Origin of the sequence: Spirosoma sp. KUDC1026 (assembly GCF_013375035.1) — a bacterium.
Classification (GTDB): domain Bacteria; phylum Bacteroidota; class Bacteroidia; order Cytophagales; family Spirosomataceae; genus Spirosoma.
The window spans coordinates 3,460,411-3,476,778 of the sequence record NZ_CP056032.1; the positions used below are offsets into that span (position 1 = coordinate 3,460,411).

Genomic DNA, 16,368 nt, shown 5'->3' on the forward strand with positions numbered 1-16,368 from the left:
GTGGCGCGGCCCGGCTGTAATCCTGTCCATTTAATTCGGTAGCTTCATCCGGTACAGGCGGAACGGGTAATCGACTTTATCATGGCCGTCGTTATATTTCTTCGTCCGGTGAATCTGGGCGGCTGTCATGTACAGATAGCCATCCCAGCCCACAGCGAAGCTATCGGGCCACAGAAAACGACTGTCTTTGGCGAGGGTTTCGAGTTTGCGATCCGGCGTCAGATAACGCACTGCTTTGTTTGGTGAATCCGTCAGGTAGACGTTGCCTTTGGCGTCGGAAGTCATGCCGTGTGATACGCCGGTCTCAGCCACTTCTTCCACGTGTTTAGCAACCTCCGCCGGGCTTAGGTCAGGATTCCGCAGGTACTGCGTTTCGATCCGGTACAGCTTGGTCTGATTAATGGCCCGGTAATAAAAATACTTGAAATCGTCGGTCAGAGCAATGCCGTTGACTTTGCTGCTGAACGATTTCCCTTTGTCGTCCTTTACTTCCTTGCCATCAATTTTGAGCTTGAACTCCGGATCGGCTTTGGTCGATTTATCATCCTGAAGCAGGTTCCGGCTCTTACCCGTTTTTAAATCGAGTACGACGATAGTGGCCCGCTTGGGGTCCGACAGGTACGCAAACTGGTGCTCAGTATCGATACGTACGTCGTTCAGGGCCGTTTTTTCGCGGGGCAGGTCTTCAAAGCGGAAGATCTTCTCGACCTGATCATTCGCCAGGTTGATCTTCATCAGCTTGACTCCGTCCGGAATGGTTGCCTCTTCGCCGGGGTTGCCGGGATCGAGTACCCAAAGCGCGTTGGTTTTGTCGACAAACAGCGCCTGTACGTTCATAAACCGATCTTTGGGCTTCGTCGAATCCCATTGATTCCATTCGGCGTTGGGGTAAGGCTTCCGTTGTCCCGGTCCGTTACCAAGGTTGACGATCTCGGCCAGACCATAATCGTAGTTCTCCGGCTTCTTGGGGAACGTAATAAAAATCCGTCGTTCTTTGGAGACGCCTACGCCGATGGGCTGGTGTTTGCCGAACTCAGCTACGGTCTCCACATTGGGCGACTGGCCGGGGGCGGAACTGGACTGGGCGTTAACCGCTAGACTACTCATAAGAAGAGATACAGCAAAAAGTGTCGTTTTCATGCGTTGATTGACTAATTAGCTCTCTAACGGTGGTCCGGTGGGAAGGTTTCAAAAACTTACTACCCGCTGGAGCGCTACACCATAGGCTCAGCTTCACCGGTTTTTGTAACCTTCGCCTGCGTACGGCGGTTAGGTGGGAGCAATACTCGTCAACGTTATGATTATTTCTTTTACGCGTCGGCTGCTTCCGTTCCTGTTAACTATTATCGGCGCAGCAGCCTGGGCGCAGTCTACAACCTACGCCACTATTGGCCACATTGTTCGCACGGACCCCAAACTGAACCAGCTCATTCCGGCGGATGCAAAAATCGAAATTATAGGCGCTGGCTTCGGCCACCTGGAAGGTCCCGTCTGGGTAAAAGACAGCAACTGCCTGCTGGTGAGTGATACCAAAGCGCAGATCACCTACAAATGGTCGCCAACGAAAGGACTATCGAAATTTTTAGAGAACACCGGCTACACCGGTCAGATGCCCTACAGCGAAGAACCCGGCAGCAATGGAATGACGATCGACGGGAAAGGGCGGCTGGTCATGTGCGAACACGGCGACCGGCGTGTTGCTGTTCTGAGGCTGGATGGTAAATGGGGGAAACAAACGCTGGCTGATAGTTACCAGGGAAAACGCTTCAGTAGCCCCAACGACATAGTGGCGCATACGAATGGGAGCCTGTATTTCACCGACCCACCGTATGGCCTGCCGAAAAAAGAGAAAGACCCGACGCGGGAGATGACCGTTAACGGTGTATACCAGATGATGCCGAATGGTACGGTTAATCGGCTCATCAGCGATATGACGCTGCCCAACGGACTCGCTCTCTCGGCCGACGGAAAAACCCTCTACGTATCCCAATCGGATTCGCTGAAGCCGCTCATTCGGGTCTATCCAGTGCTGGCAAATGGCAGCCTGGGGAAAGGTAAGGTCTTTTTCGATGCTACGTCGGTGCCTAAACTCCGGGATAAGGAAGTACCGGACGGACTCAAAGCCGACCGCGACGGAAATATCTGGGCGGCTGGTCCGGGAGGGTTGCTGATTATCTCACCCGCGGGTAAATTGCTGGGTCGGATTGATACGGGCGAAGTGATTGCCAACTGCGCCTGGGGAGACGACGGTTCGACGCTTTACATTACGTCCAATACGTTCCTCTGCCGGATAAAAACCACCGCCAAAGGGATCATACCCGGTAAATTATAATGAACGAATTAAGGCGAGCCATAAGCGAATCAAGCGGAGTGGCTTGTCTGTGTAGATTAGCTAACCAAATCAAGCGGCACGATTTTGTCGCTTTTTTTGTATATTTGGCATAATGCTATTGGATTACTGTAGCGACTGTTTGCTGGCCAGGATGTTAAGGTCAGCGTTGTATCACCTTCACAAGCTGTTACCTTGACATTTTCTGAATTTAATCTCCACGACGACCTGCTGGCCGGAGTGGACGCCATGAACTACCTGAAGGCTACACCCATTCAGGAGATGGCCATCCCCAAAATCATTGACGGGCGCGACCTCATCGCCAGCGCCCAGACGGGAACCGGTAAAACAGCGGCCTATCTGATTCCGCTCCTCGACAAAATCTCCCACGCCGATCACGATCACACCAGTACGCTGATTCTGGTGCCCACGCGGGAACTGGCCAAGCAGATCGACGAACAGGTCGAAGGATTCGGCTATTTCGTGCAGGCGACCAGTATTGCCATCTACGGGGGCGGCAAGGGCGACGAGTGGGACAAGCAGCGGAAAGCACTTGAAACCGGTGCTGATATTATCATTGCAACGCCCGGTCGGCTCATTGCCCATATGCAGCTGGGCTACGTTAAGTTCGATAAAATCAGCTATCTGGTGCTGGACGAAGCCGATAAGATGCTCGATATGGGCTTCTCGGACGACATTCTGAACATCGTTGACAAGATTCCAAAAGAGCGGCAGACACTCTTATTTTCGGCTACGATGCCGAACAAGATCCGGGAGTTTTCGAAGCGGATTCTGAATGAGCCGGAAGAAATTCGACTGGCGGTATCGAAGCCCGCAGCTGGTATCGATCAGCAGTTTTACATGGCGTACGATAATCAGAAGCTGCCGCTGCTGGCGCATCTGATTAAAAACAGTCCGACGCCGGTGAATAACATGGTCCTGTTCACGTCGCGCAAATCGGAGGTGAACGGTATCGTCCGGACGTTGAGCAAACTGGGGTACGAAGCCCGCGGTATCAGCTCGGATCTGGACCAGGACGACCGCGAAGTGGTACTGCGTGATTTCAAAAATAAAGCCTTCCCGATTCTGGTCGCCACCGACGTGCTGTCGCGGGGGATCGATATCGACAATCTGACGCACGTTGTCAACTACGACATTCCGCGCGACGCCGAGGATTACGTGCACCGGATTGGTCGTACGGCCCGGGCCGCCACGACTGGAACCGCTATTACGTTCGTCAGTGATCAGGATCAGCGCCGGGTGGTGAATATCGAAAAACTCATCGAACGCGAACTGGACAAACGGTCAGTAACCGAAGAGCTGGGTATGGGCAAAGCGCCCGAATTTGACCCTCGTCGGTTCGGCGGCCCCCGCGACAAGAACAGCCAGGGCCGGGGCAAGGACCGGAACCGGGGCCGCGGTGATCGTCCTGAGCGCCCCCGCTCGTCAACCTCTTCTGAACAAAGCGAAACCGGCGAACCCAAAGCAAACAACAACCGTCGGCGCAACAACCGCCGGTCCGGTCAGGATAGACCCGGTCAGGATAGACCCGGTCAGGACAGACCCGGTCAGGACAGACCCGGTCAGGACAGACCCGGTCAGGACAGACCCGGTCAGGACAGACCCGGTCAGGAAAGACCCGGTCAGACTGAGCCCCGGCATATAAACGCTGAACAGCCTGGTTCCGGCCCAACGGGCGATGGCGTAGAAAGCGGACATCTGGAAGGGGTACCGCCAACCCTGACCCACCCGTCGGACAGTACCTCTGGTCAGGCATTGGGCGCGTTTGCCGGTAAGGCCGACGGGGAAACCGGAGCCAAACCTAAACGCCGGAAAAAACGTCGTCGCGGACCGAAGCGGGAAGGCGAGGGGAATACCCAGCCGACCGCCGATCAGTCGCCCGCGCCCGTCACCGAATAGACTGATAACTAGCTCGATCAGGAGCGAAAAGCGCCCAGCTTCTCTGTGTAAGCCGGGCGCTTTTATTTGTTGTGGCTTCACATAAGTTCAAAATAATATTTTGGGGTTGAACGGAGCGCCAAGCGGATTGTGTATTTTTGCCAGTTACCAACCCAATCATCAACTGGTAAATTACATGATAAAACATTTCCTGACAGGACTGTTTGTGGCCAGCCTGGCCTACGGGGCAATGGCACAAACGACGTTCCCGAACAATGGGGTGTACGACGAGCGACCGGGGGTATATGCCTTCACCAATGCCACCATCGTCGTCGACCCAAAAACAACCCTGCAAAACGCGACGCTGCTCATCCGGAACGGGCGCGTCGAAGCCGTTGGTACCAACGTAACCCTGCCGGCCGGGGTGGTAGCTACCGACCTGAAAGGCAAGCGGATCTACCCTGGCCTGGTCGAGATCGACTCAGACTACGGCATGCCTGAAATCCGGCGTGCACCCGGTGGCGGTGGCCGCGGTGGGGCTCCCCAGCTGGAGTCGAACAAGAAGGGACCCTATTACTGGAACCAGGCCGTTCAGCCCGAAAACGAAGCCAGTCTGCTGTTCAAAGCCGATGAGAAAAAAGCCGACGAACTGCGGAAACTGGGCTTCGGCGCTACGCTCACCCACAACCACGATGGGATTATCCGCGGCACGGGCGCGCTGGTGACCCTGGCCGACGACCGGGAGAATAGGGTGGTGCTGATGCCTACCGCAACGACGCACTACTCGTTCAGCAAAGGCAGCTCGACGCAGACCAGTCCCAACTCCATGATGGGAACGGTTGCCGTGATCCGGCAGGCACTGTACGACGCCGACTGGTACAAACGGGCGGGTAGCAAAGAGCAGGCAAACCTCTCGCTCGACGCCCTGAACCGGGGCATGGCGCTTCCCGCCATTTTCGAAGCCAACGACAAGCTGGGTATCCTGCGGGCCGACAAAATAGGGGATGAGTTTAACACGCAGTATATCATCCGGAGCACGGGCGATGAATACCAGCGGCTGGACGAAGTGAAAGCTACGGGCGCGTCGCTGATCGTACCCGTTAACTTTCCGCAGCCTTACGACGTTGAAGATCCCTGGGATGCAGACAACGTATCGCTGGCCGAAATGAAGCACTGGGAAATGGCTCCCATGAACGCTGGTCGGCTGGTGGCTGTTAATATCCCATTCGCGCTGACAACGGCCGGACTACGGAACAAGATCGATTTCTGGGCGAACCTACGCAAAGCCATCGAAAACGGCCTGTCGGAAGAAAAAGCTCTCGAAGCCCTGACGACCATGCCGGCTCGCCTGATTCGCGCCGAGAATCTGGTCGGCACGCTGCAAAAAGGCCGCGTGGCGAACTTCATCATTACGTCGGGTAACCTGTTCAGTCCCGATAACGTGATTTACGAAAACTGGATTCAGGGTAAGCAGTACATCATCGGTCAGAAAGACGCCACCGACCTGCGGGGAAGCTGGACGCTGGCTATCGCCGATCAGCCCGCACTGAAGCTGAACATCACTGGTAAATCGCCCGAGAAACTGGAGTACCAGATTCAGGCTGATACCGTAAAAATTACGCCGAAAGTTGTGCTGAACAACGACTTCATGTCGATTCAGGCGCAGCTGAACCGGCGCCGTCCCGGTACGACCCGCCTGACGGGGTACCGCACCAGCCCAACGACCTTCAAAGGCGATGGCGAAACGCCAGACGGTAAGAAAGTAAGCTGGACAGCTACGCGCACTGGTGATGCTCCCGAGACGGGCAGTCCACGGTCCACGTCGGCTGTTTCCACGTCGGCCGTATCCACGTCGGTAACTTCTACGACGGGCCTGGCGAGTTTACCCGCCAGCGCTACGGCGGTGATCTATCCGTTCGTGGGGATGGGCAATGCGACCAAGCCCAAAGCCGAAAATACGCTGTTTAAAAACGCGACCGTCTGGACCAACGAGAAAGACGGTATCCTGACCAACGCCGATGTGTACGTCGTAAACGGCAAGATCAGCCAGGTTGGTAAGAACCTGTCGGCTCCATCGGGTGCGAAAGTCGTTGACGCTACGGGTAAACACCTGACCAGCGGCATCATCGACGAACACTCGCACATTGCGCTGCTATCCGTGAACGAAGGCTCGCAGTCGAGCACGGCCGAGGTACGCATGGCCGACGTCGTAAACTCGGAAGACATCAATATCTACCGGCAACTGGCGGGTGGCGTCACGGCCTCGCAACTGCTGCACGGCTCGGCCAACGCCATCGGTGGGCAGTCGGCAATGGTCAAATTGAAATGGGGTGAAGCGCCTGACGCCATGCTGGTCAAAGGTGCCGATGGCTTCATCAAGTTTGCTCTCGGCGAGAACGTAAAACAGGCCAACTACCCCAACCCGAACGTACTGACACGTTTCCCGCAGAGCCGGATGGGGGTGGAGCAGGTGTATATGGATCACTTCACCCGCGCTCGTGAGTACGGCAAGCAATGGAGCGATTACAACGGTCTGAATAAAAAAGATAAAGCAAGCGCCCAGGCGCCCCGCCGGGATCTGGAACTCGACGCCCTGGCTGAAATCCTGAACAAGAAACGCTTCATCACCTGCCACTCCTACGTCCAGTCGGAGATTAACATGCTGATGAAACTGGCCGACTCGCTGGGCTTTAAAGTCAACACGTTTACGCACATTCTGGAAGGCTACAAACTGGCCGACAAAATGGCGAAACATGGCGTGGGCGGTTCGTCCTTCGCCGACTGGTGGGCCTACAAAATGGAGGTGAAAGACGCTATTCCGTACAATGCCGCGCTGATGCACCGGCAGGGCGTAACGGTGTCGATCAATTCGGATGACGCCGAAATGGCCCGTCGCCTGAACCAGGAAGCGGCTAAAACCGTGGAATACGGTGGCATGAGCGAAGAAGACGCCTGGAAAATGGTAACGCTCAACCCCGCCAAACTCCTGCACCTCGACAGCCGCATGGGTAGCGTGAAAGCGGGCAAAGACGCCGATCTGGTGCTCTGGAATACCAGCCCCCTGGCGATCTATGCCCGTCCTGAAATCACGATGATCGACGGCACGGTGTATTTCAGCCTGAAAGATGAGGACGCTAAACGCGACGCGATGCAGACCGAACGCGCCCGGCTGATCCAGAAAATGCTGTCGGCGAAGTCGGGTGGTACGTCTACCCAACGCCCCAACTTCCGGCGCGCCCGGATGTGGCACTGCGAAGACATTGAAGGTATGATGGCCGAAGGCGAAGAAGAAGGAAAATAAGCCACCGATGAAGAAACTATTTATTTCAATACTGACGCTGGCATCGCTTACGGGCTATGCGCAGAACCCTGCCCCCGCCAAACCGCAGGCCAAGACCATCGCGCTTACGGGCGGAACGGTCCACGTTGGGAACGGGCAGGTTATCCAGAACGGGATTGTCCTGTTTGACAAAGGAGTGATCACGAACGTGGTCGACGGTACGCTGGTCAAGCTGAACCTGAGCAACGACGTTGAGGTCATCGACGTAGCGGGGAAACACGTCTACCCCGGCCTGATCTCACCCGCATCGACGGTGGGCCTGCAGGAGTTTGCCTCCGTCCGCGCGACGGTCGACATGCGCGAGATTGGTATCCTGAACCCCAACATCCGGGCCCTGATCGCCTACAACACCGATTCCGAGATCATCCCTACGATCCGAAACAACGGCGTCCTGCTCACCCAGGCAACGCCCCAGGGTGGTACGGTATCGGGCAGTTCGAGCGTGATGATGACCGACGGCTGGAACTGGGAAGATGCCGCGCTGAAAAAAGACGACGGTATCTGGCTGAACTGGCCGACGTATTTCTCCCGCAGCTTCAACTTTGAGGATTTTACGGTAACGCTCCGGCGGGATGAGAAACGTAACGAAGCGATTGCGGCCCTGAAGGCCACCTTTGCCGACGCCAAAGCCTACTCGGCGGTCAAAAACCAGACGCCGATGAACCTTAAGCTGGAAGCCATGCGTGGCCTGTTCTCCGGCGCGCAGAACCTCTACGTCCGCGCCGACTACGGCAAGGACATCATCGAAGCCGTCAACTTCGCCAAATCGATGGGTGTACAGAAAGTGGTAATCGTAGGGGGGGAAGAAGCCAACCGGGTCGTTACGTTCCTGAAAGAAAATAACGTGCCGGTCATCCTGAGCGCTCTGCATCGCCTGCCGAATCGTGAGGACGAAGACGTGGACCTGCCGTATCGTATGCCAGGTATCCTGCAGAAAGCGGGGGTACTGGTGGGCCTGAGCTACGCCGAAGAGTGGTGGCGGACCCGTAACCTGCCGTTCCTGGCGGGCACAGCCGCTGGCTTCGGTATCACCGACCGCGAAGAAGCGTTGAAGCTCGTTACGTCGAACAACGCCAAAATCCTGGGCGTTGACAACGCAGTTGGTACGCTGGAAAAAGGCAAACACGCTACCTTGTTCGTCTCGGCGGGTGATGCCCTCGATATGCGCACAAACGTCGTAGAACAGGTCTTTATCCAGGGCCGCAAAGTTAACCTGGACGACCGACACAAACGCCTGTACAAAACGTACAAAGACAAGTTCGAACAGAAGTAAGATTTGACAGGATTACAGGATTTGAAGGATTTTATAAAATCCTTCAAATCCTGTAATCCTGTCAAAAAAAGGGCGGCCGGTGGGTTGCCTTTTTTTTTTTAGAGCTTTCGTGCTCACCGCCGTATCACTTTCCTGCTATGATTACAATCCGCATCGATGATAGAGATGCCAGCCTGCTCACCGTTTCTTTTCCCGAAGATCCCATCGGCAACGACCTCATCCGGGAAGTGCCCGGGCGACGCTGAAGCTACAGCCGCCGGTGCTGGGTGGTGCCCAATAGTCGGGAAAACGTAGTAAAGATTGGGCAGTACTTTGGGCGTGACTACTGCCGCTTCGATGAGGCCGTTGTGCGGCTCTACAAACCAGCAGCAACCCCCGCCGAGGTAGAGCAGGCGACCAACCCGCCCTGGCCTCCCGTCAGCAAACAGCGAGTCACAGCACGTCGACTACCCTTTCGCTGCGCACCGCCCCGTCATGAATATGATCGGCATCCGGTTATCGTGGCTGTATCCAATGCCCTGCGGGTACAGGCGTACAGCTACAAGACCCTGAAAAATTACCAGCAGGCGCTGATTACGCTGATTCGTTACCTGGGCCACAAGCTAATAGAGGAACTGACGAAACCGCAGTACCAGCAATACCTGCTTTACCTGGTTGAAAAACGCCGATTCAGTAGCGCAACCCTCAATGTACATATCAACGCCTGGAAATTCTACCAGGAAAAAGTCCTGCAGCGCGACAAAGAATACTACGATGTCGATTACCCGCGTCAGGCTGTTAAGCTGCCGACGGTATACAGCGTAGACGAGGTTAAAGCAATTTTTAAGGTGACGACGAGTCTGAAATACCGGACGCTGTTTCAACTGGTGTATGCGACGGGACTGCGGTTAAGCGAAGTGACCAGCCTGCGCCTGACCGATCTGGATCGCGTTCGGCGGCTGATCACCGTTAGGGGTGGCAAAGGTCGTAAAGACCGTATCGTCATGCTGACTGATAAGCTGGAGAACGCTATCGATACCTATCTGTCCCGGTATAAGCCCCGGAAGTATTTGTTCGAGGACGCCGAAAACCAGGAACCGCTGGTCAATCGGACGGTACAACAGGTATATAGCGACGTGGTTCAGTTTGCGGGCATTACCAAACGGGGTGGTATCCATACGCTACGTCACTCATTTGCTACCCACCTGCTCGAGTCCGGTACTGACATAAGGTACATTCAACAGTTGCTGGGTCATGAAAATATCCTGACGACCATGCGGTACACCCACGTAACAGCCGACAAAATCAGAACACTTAAAAGCCCACTGGATGATCTATAGTCGGGTCATGCCGCCGGAGAAGCGGGCGAAGCTGCGACAGGCTGAGGAAGCGGCTTTTAAGCGTATACCCCCTGGTGTAGCGTTTCATCACGAGTCGACGCCGGTTGTAGCGGCCCCGTGAGTCGATCTGATACAGGTGTTTATCAGCTCCAAAGAAGTAATTTGGATAGCCGTCAATGTCCCAACACCGGATAATCAATTCAGGGTCAACTACCATTCTGTTCATGACGTAAAAATACGATTCTCGTTTGGAAACGATGACCCATTGGGTTTACTTTGAACGGCAACGACAAGCCTACAAATCCAGTTGAGCAGTAGGCCTTTCGCGGAACTACAAAATGCTAACAATGAGACTTTTGTATTTCCGCGACTTTGCGTATAATAGTATGTTGGGTGGAGCGTAAAAGCATTGCTTCAAATTCGGGCTTTTGGGCGACAATTTGACCGCCCCGCGTGGGCAATTTAAGTTTATATTTCGGCGTCTCCGGCGACAAGTTGCAGGCCGTAGAAGTCAGGTTTTTGGCTTGTTCGGCAGGTTGCAGCTGACAAGTCAAATAGCGGAGTGATGATACAAGGTAAGTTAGATGCTTTTGGACTGACAGGACAAAAATAAGTTACACAACCACTAAAATTTTAGTCGAACCTTACAATGAATTATCTAAAAACAAAGAAAGTCGTTGACGCGAAAGCAAACAGAACCTTTGTTGTCGAAGAACTTGAGAAAATTTTCAACATTGAACTTTTACTTGTTCGTGGTCAAATATTGATAGAATATGTGTTTACTTCTTTCATAGAAAATTACTCTACCGAAGATGATTATAGATTAGACGATAAATTTCCCTTTTACTCAAAATTTCAAATATGTAGATTACTTGGACTTTATACAGAAAAAGATACTGCATTAATAGAGCAAATTAATGTCATCAACAAAATGCGAAACGATATTGCACATAAACTTACTTTTGATAGAACACTATTACCTAATCTCTACAAACATCATAATGGTTTGAAGCAGGAAGTAAAAAAGAAGAAATTGAAGGGTGAGGCAAAAGATAGGTATATGCTAGTCATGATCTTTGGTTCTTTGTGTGGAAACTTTTCGGGAAGAGCCGCAGCAGTAAACACAGTTCATAACACTATCAGTGACTTTGTACTTGGAAAGACTGTTGGAAGCGGAAGGAATTTTGCCGAAATTCTACAACAAGATATCGCAGATCTTAAGCTAGCTATAAGCCAAGAATAATGTAGGATAATGTTACGCATCATCCGCTCTCTATATAAGTTGGCTCTCGGGCGACAGGGGGCAGACCGCTAAGTCAACCCTCTCAGCCCAACTGAACGGGGGTGTAAAGGTTCAGGTACGCCTGTTCAGACAGCTCCTCGCCCACCATCAACCCCCGTGGGTGTTGGGTGAACCGGCCAAGCATTGCTTCAAATTCGGGCTTTCGGGCGACAATATGAACGCCCCGGTTAAGCAGGTTTGGGCTTCCATTTTCGGGCCTCGGCTGACAGGCAGCGCGTCCCAGAGGTTAGGCTTTTTGCTCGTTCGGCGGGTCACGGCTGACAAGCCAAAGGCCGCAGTTTGGCAGGTTGGGTTTGTAGGGCAGCGTCCTGGCGACAGGGTAAACGCCCCGTAGTTCAGGCTTTTAAAGGTAAGGTGGGTTTCGTCCGACAGGGCAAACGCCCCTATTACTCAAAATCAAATTATTCCAAACGTTCAATTCAATCCACTAATTCATTATGATTTTAGGTGTACACGTCAGTCTTTGCGAAGGTGAACAATCTGTAAAATCTTATCAATGCACAGAATTTGAATCTAAGTTCTACGGTATTAGCGGATATGGCTATGTTGAAGTGACGAACAAGCGACTATTGTTCCAAACGCCCGGCCAAAATTCAAAAGGTTGGGTTGGTATTCATAATGAGGTTGCGATAACCGAAGTCTCCGACATCAAAATCTACAAAGGTTCTACCTTTAGTCTGCCTATGTTTCTTATAGGCTTGATAGGTGCTTTGATAGGTGCCGCGATTATTAGAGCCGGTATAGCTTCACTGACAAGCGAGGGTGTAGGTACGCTTTTAGGATTGGCTACTTTGGGGTATCTTGGTTATCTTGTTTACAATTGGGCAAAAAAAGATGCTTTTTCAATCATAATCAGCACAAGACAAGGTGAAGCGGTAGTTGCTTTGGCCGGTGTTTCGCCTTTTAACAGTGGCGGCATTGCTTCCTCTAAATCACTTATTTCTAATAAACCAAGTACCGATACAGATACAATGATCCGAGAGATTGGGGCTGTCATTTTAGATGTACAAACTCTCGGAGATTTCGCAGTGCAAAAATGGAACCCTAACGCTTAAACAGAATGGATAATTCCTCGAAAAAACCGCGAATGGCAACTTTCCTTGAAGCTGCAACAATTGCTGCTGGATTGGCTAGTACTCAAACAGGATATATGCAACCCCCTCCTGTACCTACTGAAGAAACACAAGTCGTTGACCATCAAAAAATACAACAAGAAGAACAAAGAGAAAGAAACGACGTAGGCGATGCGTATCAATCAAGTAAAGATCAAGAGGCAGAGAAAAGAAAAAATGAGATAGAAAATTCAGAACAATACGAGAATGACCCTAAAAATAAAGTTCAAGAGATAGGCGATAAGCCTGCCGAAGACTTGGGCGAATCTCAAGGTAATGAGCCTGCATCGTCAGCTAATCAGCAGGAGAGTACTGTTGTAAGTGAAGAACCAACACTCAGAGCGGATCAAAGTGAAGACCTCTCTATGTATGAAAGCGAGGAACCAGAACTGAAAGCAGATTTGAACGAGGAAAATAATGCATATGGAAATGAGGAGCCAACATTGAAGGCAGACTCTCAAATGCGAGTTAGCAATGACACTAACTCCCAAGATTCTTCTCTTTCTGACGAACAATCGCAAAATCAAAATGGCGAGTATGAAAATGAAGAACCAACGCTAAGAGCAGATTCACAAATGCAAGAGAGCAATAAAGCAACGTACCAAGCTGATTCGACTTCTAACGAAGAATCAGAAGAGAACAAACAGTATTACGGAACGTCATACTAAATTTTGAATGAACAGTCTAACACATTTTCAGGGTCAACAACTTCTACGTACCAAACAAGCATTTTCTACTGCCAGCAGCCGGTGTAATCTAAGAGGTAGTGATCTCAGTGGGACTGATTTTCTCCTACCTATCACCGACGAATGGTTTAGTAAACATTTACTTTTCGTTGGTAATGTCGGTACAGGTAAAACAAACGCTATATCCCAAATTATCCGTCAGATAAAAAATAACATGACAGCGGATGATGTCATGATTGTTTTTGACAGTAAAGGGGACTTTTTTAGTAAATTCTACAGCGAAAATGATGTCGTGTTCAGTAACAAACCTGAGTTATTCACAAAATCACAACGCTATTGGAATATTTTTCAAGAAATAGCTATTGATGAATCAAAAGAAAGCAAGGTTGAAAATGCGCTGGAAATAGCTTCTACCCTTTTTGCAGATAAAACTAAGAACAGTCAGCAACCTTTCTTTCCTAATGCCGCTAAAGATATATTAGCGGCTCTTTTGCAAATCTTCACTTTATATTATGACTCTAATAATTTCACGTTCTTTAACAAAATAGTACGAAATTCTGATGCTAAAGACTTACGCGAGTTACTTGTGAAGTATAATTTCAAGAGCCTTGTTAGCTACATTTCAAATGATGCTTCACCTCAAACCGGAGGGGTGTTATCTAACTTATATCAGCTTTTAAATGAAATCTTTGTCGGAGCGTTTTGCAAGAAAGGGGATTTGTCAATTAAAGAATTAGTTAGACAAAAAGGAGGAAAGACTATATTTATTGAATACGACCCGGCAGCAGGTGGCTTGTTAACGCCTATTTACAGATTGTTAATTGATTTAGCTATAAAAGAAGGCATAGGGCGACAAAAAAGTAAAGGCAATGTGTGGTTCATCATTGATGAGTTTCCGCTTGTGCCAAATTTAAAACATATTGACAATGGCATTAACTTTGGCCGAAGTCAGGGATGTAAGTTTATTATCGGCCTTCAAAACATTCCGCAGGTTTATCATGAATATGGAGAGTCTATGGCTCAAAGCCTTCTATCAGGCCTTAATACAGTTTTCTCCTTTCGAGTGGATGATGTCAAATCAAGAGACTTTATCCAAGATAGGTACGGTAACTGCTTGAAGAAGATTGCTTATACAAATAAAGGCGTTCTTAATGAGGTTGTTGCTCCCCATAAAGTCATTGAGGATTGGGATATTGCTGGTCTTTCAATTGGGACAGCTATTGTAGGGCTTCCAAGCCAAGAGCCTTTCTTTTTTCGATTTAAAGAAGAAAAATGACATTTACGCTATGAGCCGGTACAACGCTAACACTATAATCGAGGGACGTTACTTGCTTATTGAAAGTATTTCCCATGATTTAAAATCCGGTCGCCAGGTTTGGTCTGCAAAAGACAATCAGACAGGAAAACGTGTATTAGGTCGTTTTGAAGCGAACGGTAAAATTGAATGGTTTCCTGACACACGTAATTTGGCTTCTAATTCTTCAAAACAGAAAATTAGTACCAAACCTAAGATAGTTCTTCCTGCAATCAAGTTGTCCCAAAGTAGTTCGACGTTTCGCCGATTTATACCATTGTTTATGTTATTTGGGGTTGGGCTAATTACGGTAGCTTACTACCAAAAAGATAAGATACAAGATTTTTGGCAAGTCAAGTTTAATAGTTCAAATGGTGAACAACTGGAAGAAGGTGAAGAAGATTTGGATGAATCCAACGCTGAATCAGTATCTGCTAACACTCCCCTTTCTAACGGTAGTTCTCGTACTGAGCAACCAAATCAACCCGCCTCAATACCTCCAGTCTTTTCAAATACTGAGGATAGTTCCGTGATTGATACACCTATCGAAGCGGTACCCAATCAGAAAGTAGAGCAAGCCGTTAATAACTCTAATGTTGCTGGCACCGTTTCCCCTATTGAGGAGAAACATAGTAGAGACGCAGTACCGAAGCGAGACCATCATGCGATAGCAAAGCCACCAAAGAAGAAGCCTTCTTCAAAACAGAACACATTCGTAACTGATTCAGAACTCAATAAAAATTGATATGACCACACTTTTACGCTCTATTTACCTGACAGTTTTTGTTTGTTCAATGTTTGGGTGCACGACCCAAAAACAACAATCACAACAGGCGATTATCAGGCAACAGAAAGCGCAAAGCAAAACTGTTCGTTCGACTGGTTTGGTCTCCCAACGGTCGCGTGAAGCAGTAAAAAGTGGACGAATTTCGGAGTCCGCAAATAAATCTATCCAAACCTACATTACCTCTCAACAGGATAGTATTAGGCTCGACAGTTTAGAATTAGTCAAACTCAATGACGAGTTAAGCAGCATTGATGAGAAGGCTAATCCAGAAGGTGCTAAAGCAGTAACTGCTAAAGCAAATATTGTTATGGCAGAATCGAATCGCCGACTACGTGCATTTGACCGTAGGACAGCGGTTATTGTTGGTTTTCTTAATAGTGAAACGTTCAGTAAATCAGAGCTAAACACACTATTTGGCACGGGCGATTACAAGCTTACAACAGAACAGTTTAATCAAGGCAAGCAACTTTTCACACCTATTGTCGAAAAAATATTTCTCTTTTCAAACAAATACAAAGGCGGTTTCAAGAGTATGGAAGGGGAAATTATTGTAACAGGTTATTCTGATGCAACACCTATTGAATCAGGTTCGCGGCTTTACAATGATTTAGTTCAAAGAATAAATCGCGATAATCGGATTAGAAATCCTTCAAAGGCAGATTTAAACAGAAAGCTTTCTGAACTTAGGGCCGAGGCTGTCAAAGGAATTATCGACGAGATTATTCGCGACAGAAAAAATAATAATAATTTTCTTAAAATGACGGTCAAGACGTTGGGAAGAGGAGAAGAAAGACCTCCTTTTCTGACAAGCAACGTTTCTCGTGACGATCAGCGTCGTCGGATTGTGACATTTTACTGGGTAGTATTACCTGTACTCTAAACGTTAGGTCACTGTCAGGATGGCTCTCCGGCGACAGGTTGCAGGCCGCAAAGTCAACCCTCTCAGCCCAACCTTCCATGTGTGTAAAGGCTCCTGCGTCACCATCAGCACATGGAGGTGTTGGGTGAATCGGCCAAAATGGGCTT

At 50.0% G+C, this 16,368-nt stretch carries 13 protein-coding genes and 1 pseudogene; 11 read left to right on the plus strand and 3 right to left on the minus strand.

What is annotated here, in order from left to right; all coding sequences use genetic code 11:
• Positions 1 to 30: 30 nt before the first annotated feature.
• The gene (locus HU175_RS14475) at positions 31 to 1,140 is read right to left on the minus strand and encodes a major royal jelly family protein (protein WP_228724167.1); all 1,110 of its coding nucleotides are present in this window, start codon (positions 1,138 to 1,140) and stop codon (positions 31 to 33) included.
• 157 nt (positions 1,141 to 1,297) lie between these two features.
• Between HU175_RS14475 and HU175_RS14480 the strand changes: the two genes are divergently transcribed.
• Both HU175_RS14480 and HU175_RS25115 read left to right on the plus strand, forming a co-directional pair.
• The gene (locus HU175_RS14480) at positions 1,298 to 2,332 is read left to right on the plus strand and encodes an SMP-30/gluconolactonase/LRE family protein (protein ID WP_176567276.1); all 1,035 of its coding nucleotides are present in this window, start codon (positions 1,298 to 1,300) and stop codon (positions 2,330 to 2,332) included.
• Between the two features lie 279 nt (positions 2,333 to 2,611).
• A pseudogene (locus tag HU175_RS25115) lies at positions 2,612 to 3,478 on the plus strand (DEAD/DEAH box helicase); the annotation flags it as partial.
• Between the two features lie 297 nt (positions 3,479 to 3,775).
• Here the strand turns inward: HU175_RS25115 and HU175_RS25120 are convergent.
• Positions 3,776 to 4,048, minus strand: coding sequence for a pentapeptide repeat-containing protein (locus HU175_RS25120; RefSeq protein WP_410528603.1), 273 nt, complete (start codon positions 4,046 to 4,048; stop codon positions 3,776 to 3,778).
• A 376-nt stretch (positions 4,049 to 4,424) separates the two neighbouring features.
• On the opposite strand from HU175_RS25120, the gene HU175_RS14490 reads away from it, so the two are divergent.
• The 3 genes from HU175_RS14490 to HU175_RS14500 all read left to right on the plus strand — a co-directional run bounded on the left by HU175_RS14490 (position 4,425) and on the right by HU175_RS14500 (position 10,160).
• On the plus strand, positions 4,425 to 7,529 hold the full coding sequence (locus tag HU175_RS14490) for an amidohydrolase family protein (protein WP_176567277.1): 3,105 nt from the start codon (positions 4,425 to 4,427) through the stop codon (positions 7,527 to 7,529).
• Between the two features lie 7 nt (positions 7,530 to 7,536).
• Positions 7,537 to 8,841: an amidohydrolase family protein gene (locus tag HU175_RS14495; protein WP_176567278.1), complete on the plus strand. Its 1,305-nt coding sequence runs from the start codon at positions 7,537 to 7,539 to the stop codon at positions 8,839 to 8,841.
• A gap of 266 nt (positions 8,842 to 9,107) precedes the next feature.
• Positions 9,108 to 10,160, plus strand: coding sequence for a tyrosine-type recombinase/integrase (locus tag HU175_RS14500; RefSeq protein ID WP_228724169.1), 1,053 nt, complete (start codon positions 9,108 to 9,110; stop codon positions 10,158 to 10,160).
• Here the strand turns inward: HU175_RS14500 and HU175_RS14505 are convergent.
• On the minus strand, positions 10,135 to 10,386 hold the full coding sequence (locus tag HU175_RS14505; protein ID WP_176567279.1) for a hypothetical protein: 252 nt from the start codon (positions 10,384 to 10,386) through the stop codon (positions 10,135 to 10,137). The genes HU175_RS14500 and HU175_RS14505 overlap by 26 nt on opposite strands.
• A 423-nt stretch (positions 10,387 to 10,809) precedes the next feature.
• Between HU175_RS14505 and HU175_RS14510 the strand changes: the two genes are divergently transcribed.
• From HU175_RS14510 to HU175_RS14535, 6 genes are all read left to right on the plus strand, one after another.
• A complete protein-coding gene (locus HU175_RS14510; RefSeq protein WP_176567280.1) occupies positions 10,810 to 11,403 on the plus strand; it encodes a hypothetical protein in 594 nt (197 codons plus the stop codon).
• 497 nt (positions 11,404 to 11,900) lie between these two features.
• Positions 11,901 to 12,518 carry a hypothetical protein gene (locus HU175_RS14515; RefSeq protein WP_176567281.1) on the plus strand — a complete coding sequence of 206 codons (618 nt, stop codon included), beginning with the start codon at positions 11,901 to 11,903 and terminating at the stop codon, positions 12,516 to 12,518.
• A gap of 5 nt (positions 12,519 to 12,523) precedes the next feature.
• Complete coding sequence (locus HU175_RS14520; RefSeq protein WP_176567282.1) at positions 12,524 to 13,243, plus strand: hypothetical protein; 720 nt, start codon at positions 12,524 to 12,526, stop codon at positions 13,241 to 13,243.
• A 7-nt stretch (positions 13,244 to 13,250) separates the two neighbouring features.
• Complete coding sequence (locus HU175_RS14525) at positions 13,251 to 14,537, plus strand: type IV secretory system conjugative DNA transfer family protein (protein ID WP_176567283.1); 1,287 nt, start codon at positions 13,251 to 13,253, stop codon at positions 14,535 to 14,537.
• A 10-nt stretch (positions 14,538 to 14,547) separates the two neighbouring features.
• Positions 14,548 to 15,300, plus strand: coding sequence for a hypothetical protein (locus tag HU175_RS14530; protein WP_176567284.1), 753 nt, complete (start codon positions 14,548 to 14,550; stop codon positions 15,298 to 15,300).
• Between the two features lies 1 nt (position 15,301).
• Positions 15,302 to 16,222 carry a hypothetical protein gene (locus HU175_RS14535; RefSeq protein ID WP_176567285.1) on the plus strand — a complete coding sequence of 307 codons (921 nt, stop codon included), beginning with the start codon at positions 15,302 to 15,304 and terminating at the stop codon, positions 16,220 to 16,222.
• Positions 16,223 to 16,368 lie beyond the last annotated feature (146 nt).

What these genes read in the sequence shown, in the direction of transcription:
- HU175_RS14480 (WP_176567276.1), top strand. Translation starts at nt 1,298, where the DNA reads ATGATTATTTCTTTTACGCGTCGGCTGCTTCCGTTCCTGTTAACTATT.
- HU175_RS14475 (WP_228724167.1), bottom strand. Translation starts at nt 1,140, where the DNA reads ATGAAAACGACACTTTTTGCTGTATCTCTTCTTATGAGTAGTCTAGCG.
- HU175_RS14520 (WP_176567282.1), top strand. Translation starts at nt 12,524, where the DNA reads ATGGATAATTCCTCGAAAAAACCGCGAATGGCAACTTTCCTTGAAGCT.
- HU175_RS14530 (WP_176567284.1), top strand. Translation starts at nt 14,548, where the DNA reads ATGAGCCGGTACAACGCTAACACTATAATCGAGGGACGTTACTTGCTT.
- HU175_RS14490 (WP_176567277.1), top strand. Translation starts at nt 4,425, where the DNA reads ATGATAAAACATTTCCTGACAGGACTGTTTGTGGCCAGCCTGGCCTAC.
- HU175_RS14535 (WP_176567285.1), top strand. Translation starts at nt 15,302, where the DNA reads ATGACCACACTTTTACGCTCTATTTACCTGACAGTTTTTGTTTGTTCA.
- HU175_RS25120 (WP_410528603.1), bottom strand. Translation starts at nt 4,048, where the DNA reads ATGTCCGCTTTCTACGCCATCGCCCGTTGGGCCGGAACCAGGCTGTTC.
- HU175_RS14525 (WP_176567283.1), top strand. Translation starts at nt 13,251, where the DNA reads ATGAACAGTCTAACACATTTTCAGGGTCAACAACTTCTACGTACCAAA.
- HU175_RS14510 (WP_176567280.1), top strand. Translation starts at nt 10,810, where the DNA reads ATGAATTATCTAAAAACAAAGAAAGTCGTTGACGCGAAAGCAAACAGA.
- HU175_RS14495 (WP_176567278.1), top strand. Translation starts at nt 7,537, where the DNA reads ATGAAGAAACTATTTATTTCAATACTGACGCTGGCATCGCTTACGGGC.
- HU175_RS14505 (WP_176567279.1), bottom strand. Translation starts at nt 10,386, where the DNA reads ATGAACAGAATGGTAGTTGACCCTGAATTGATTATCCGGTGTTGGGAC.
- HU175_RS14515 (WP_176567281.1), top strand. Translation starts at nt 11,901, where the DNA reads ATGATTTTAGGTGTACACGTCAGTCTTTGCGAAGGTGAACAATCTGTA.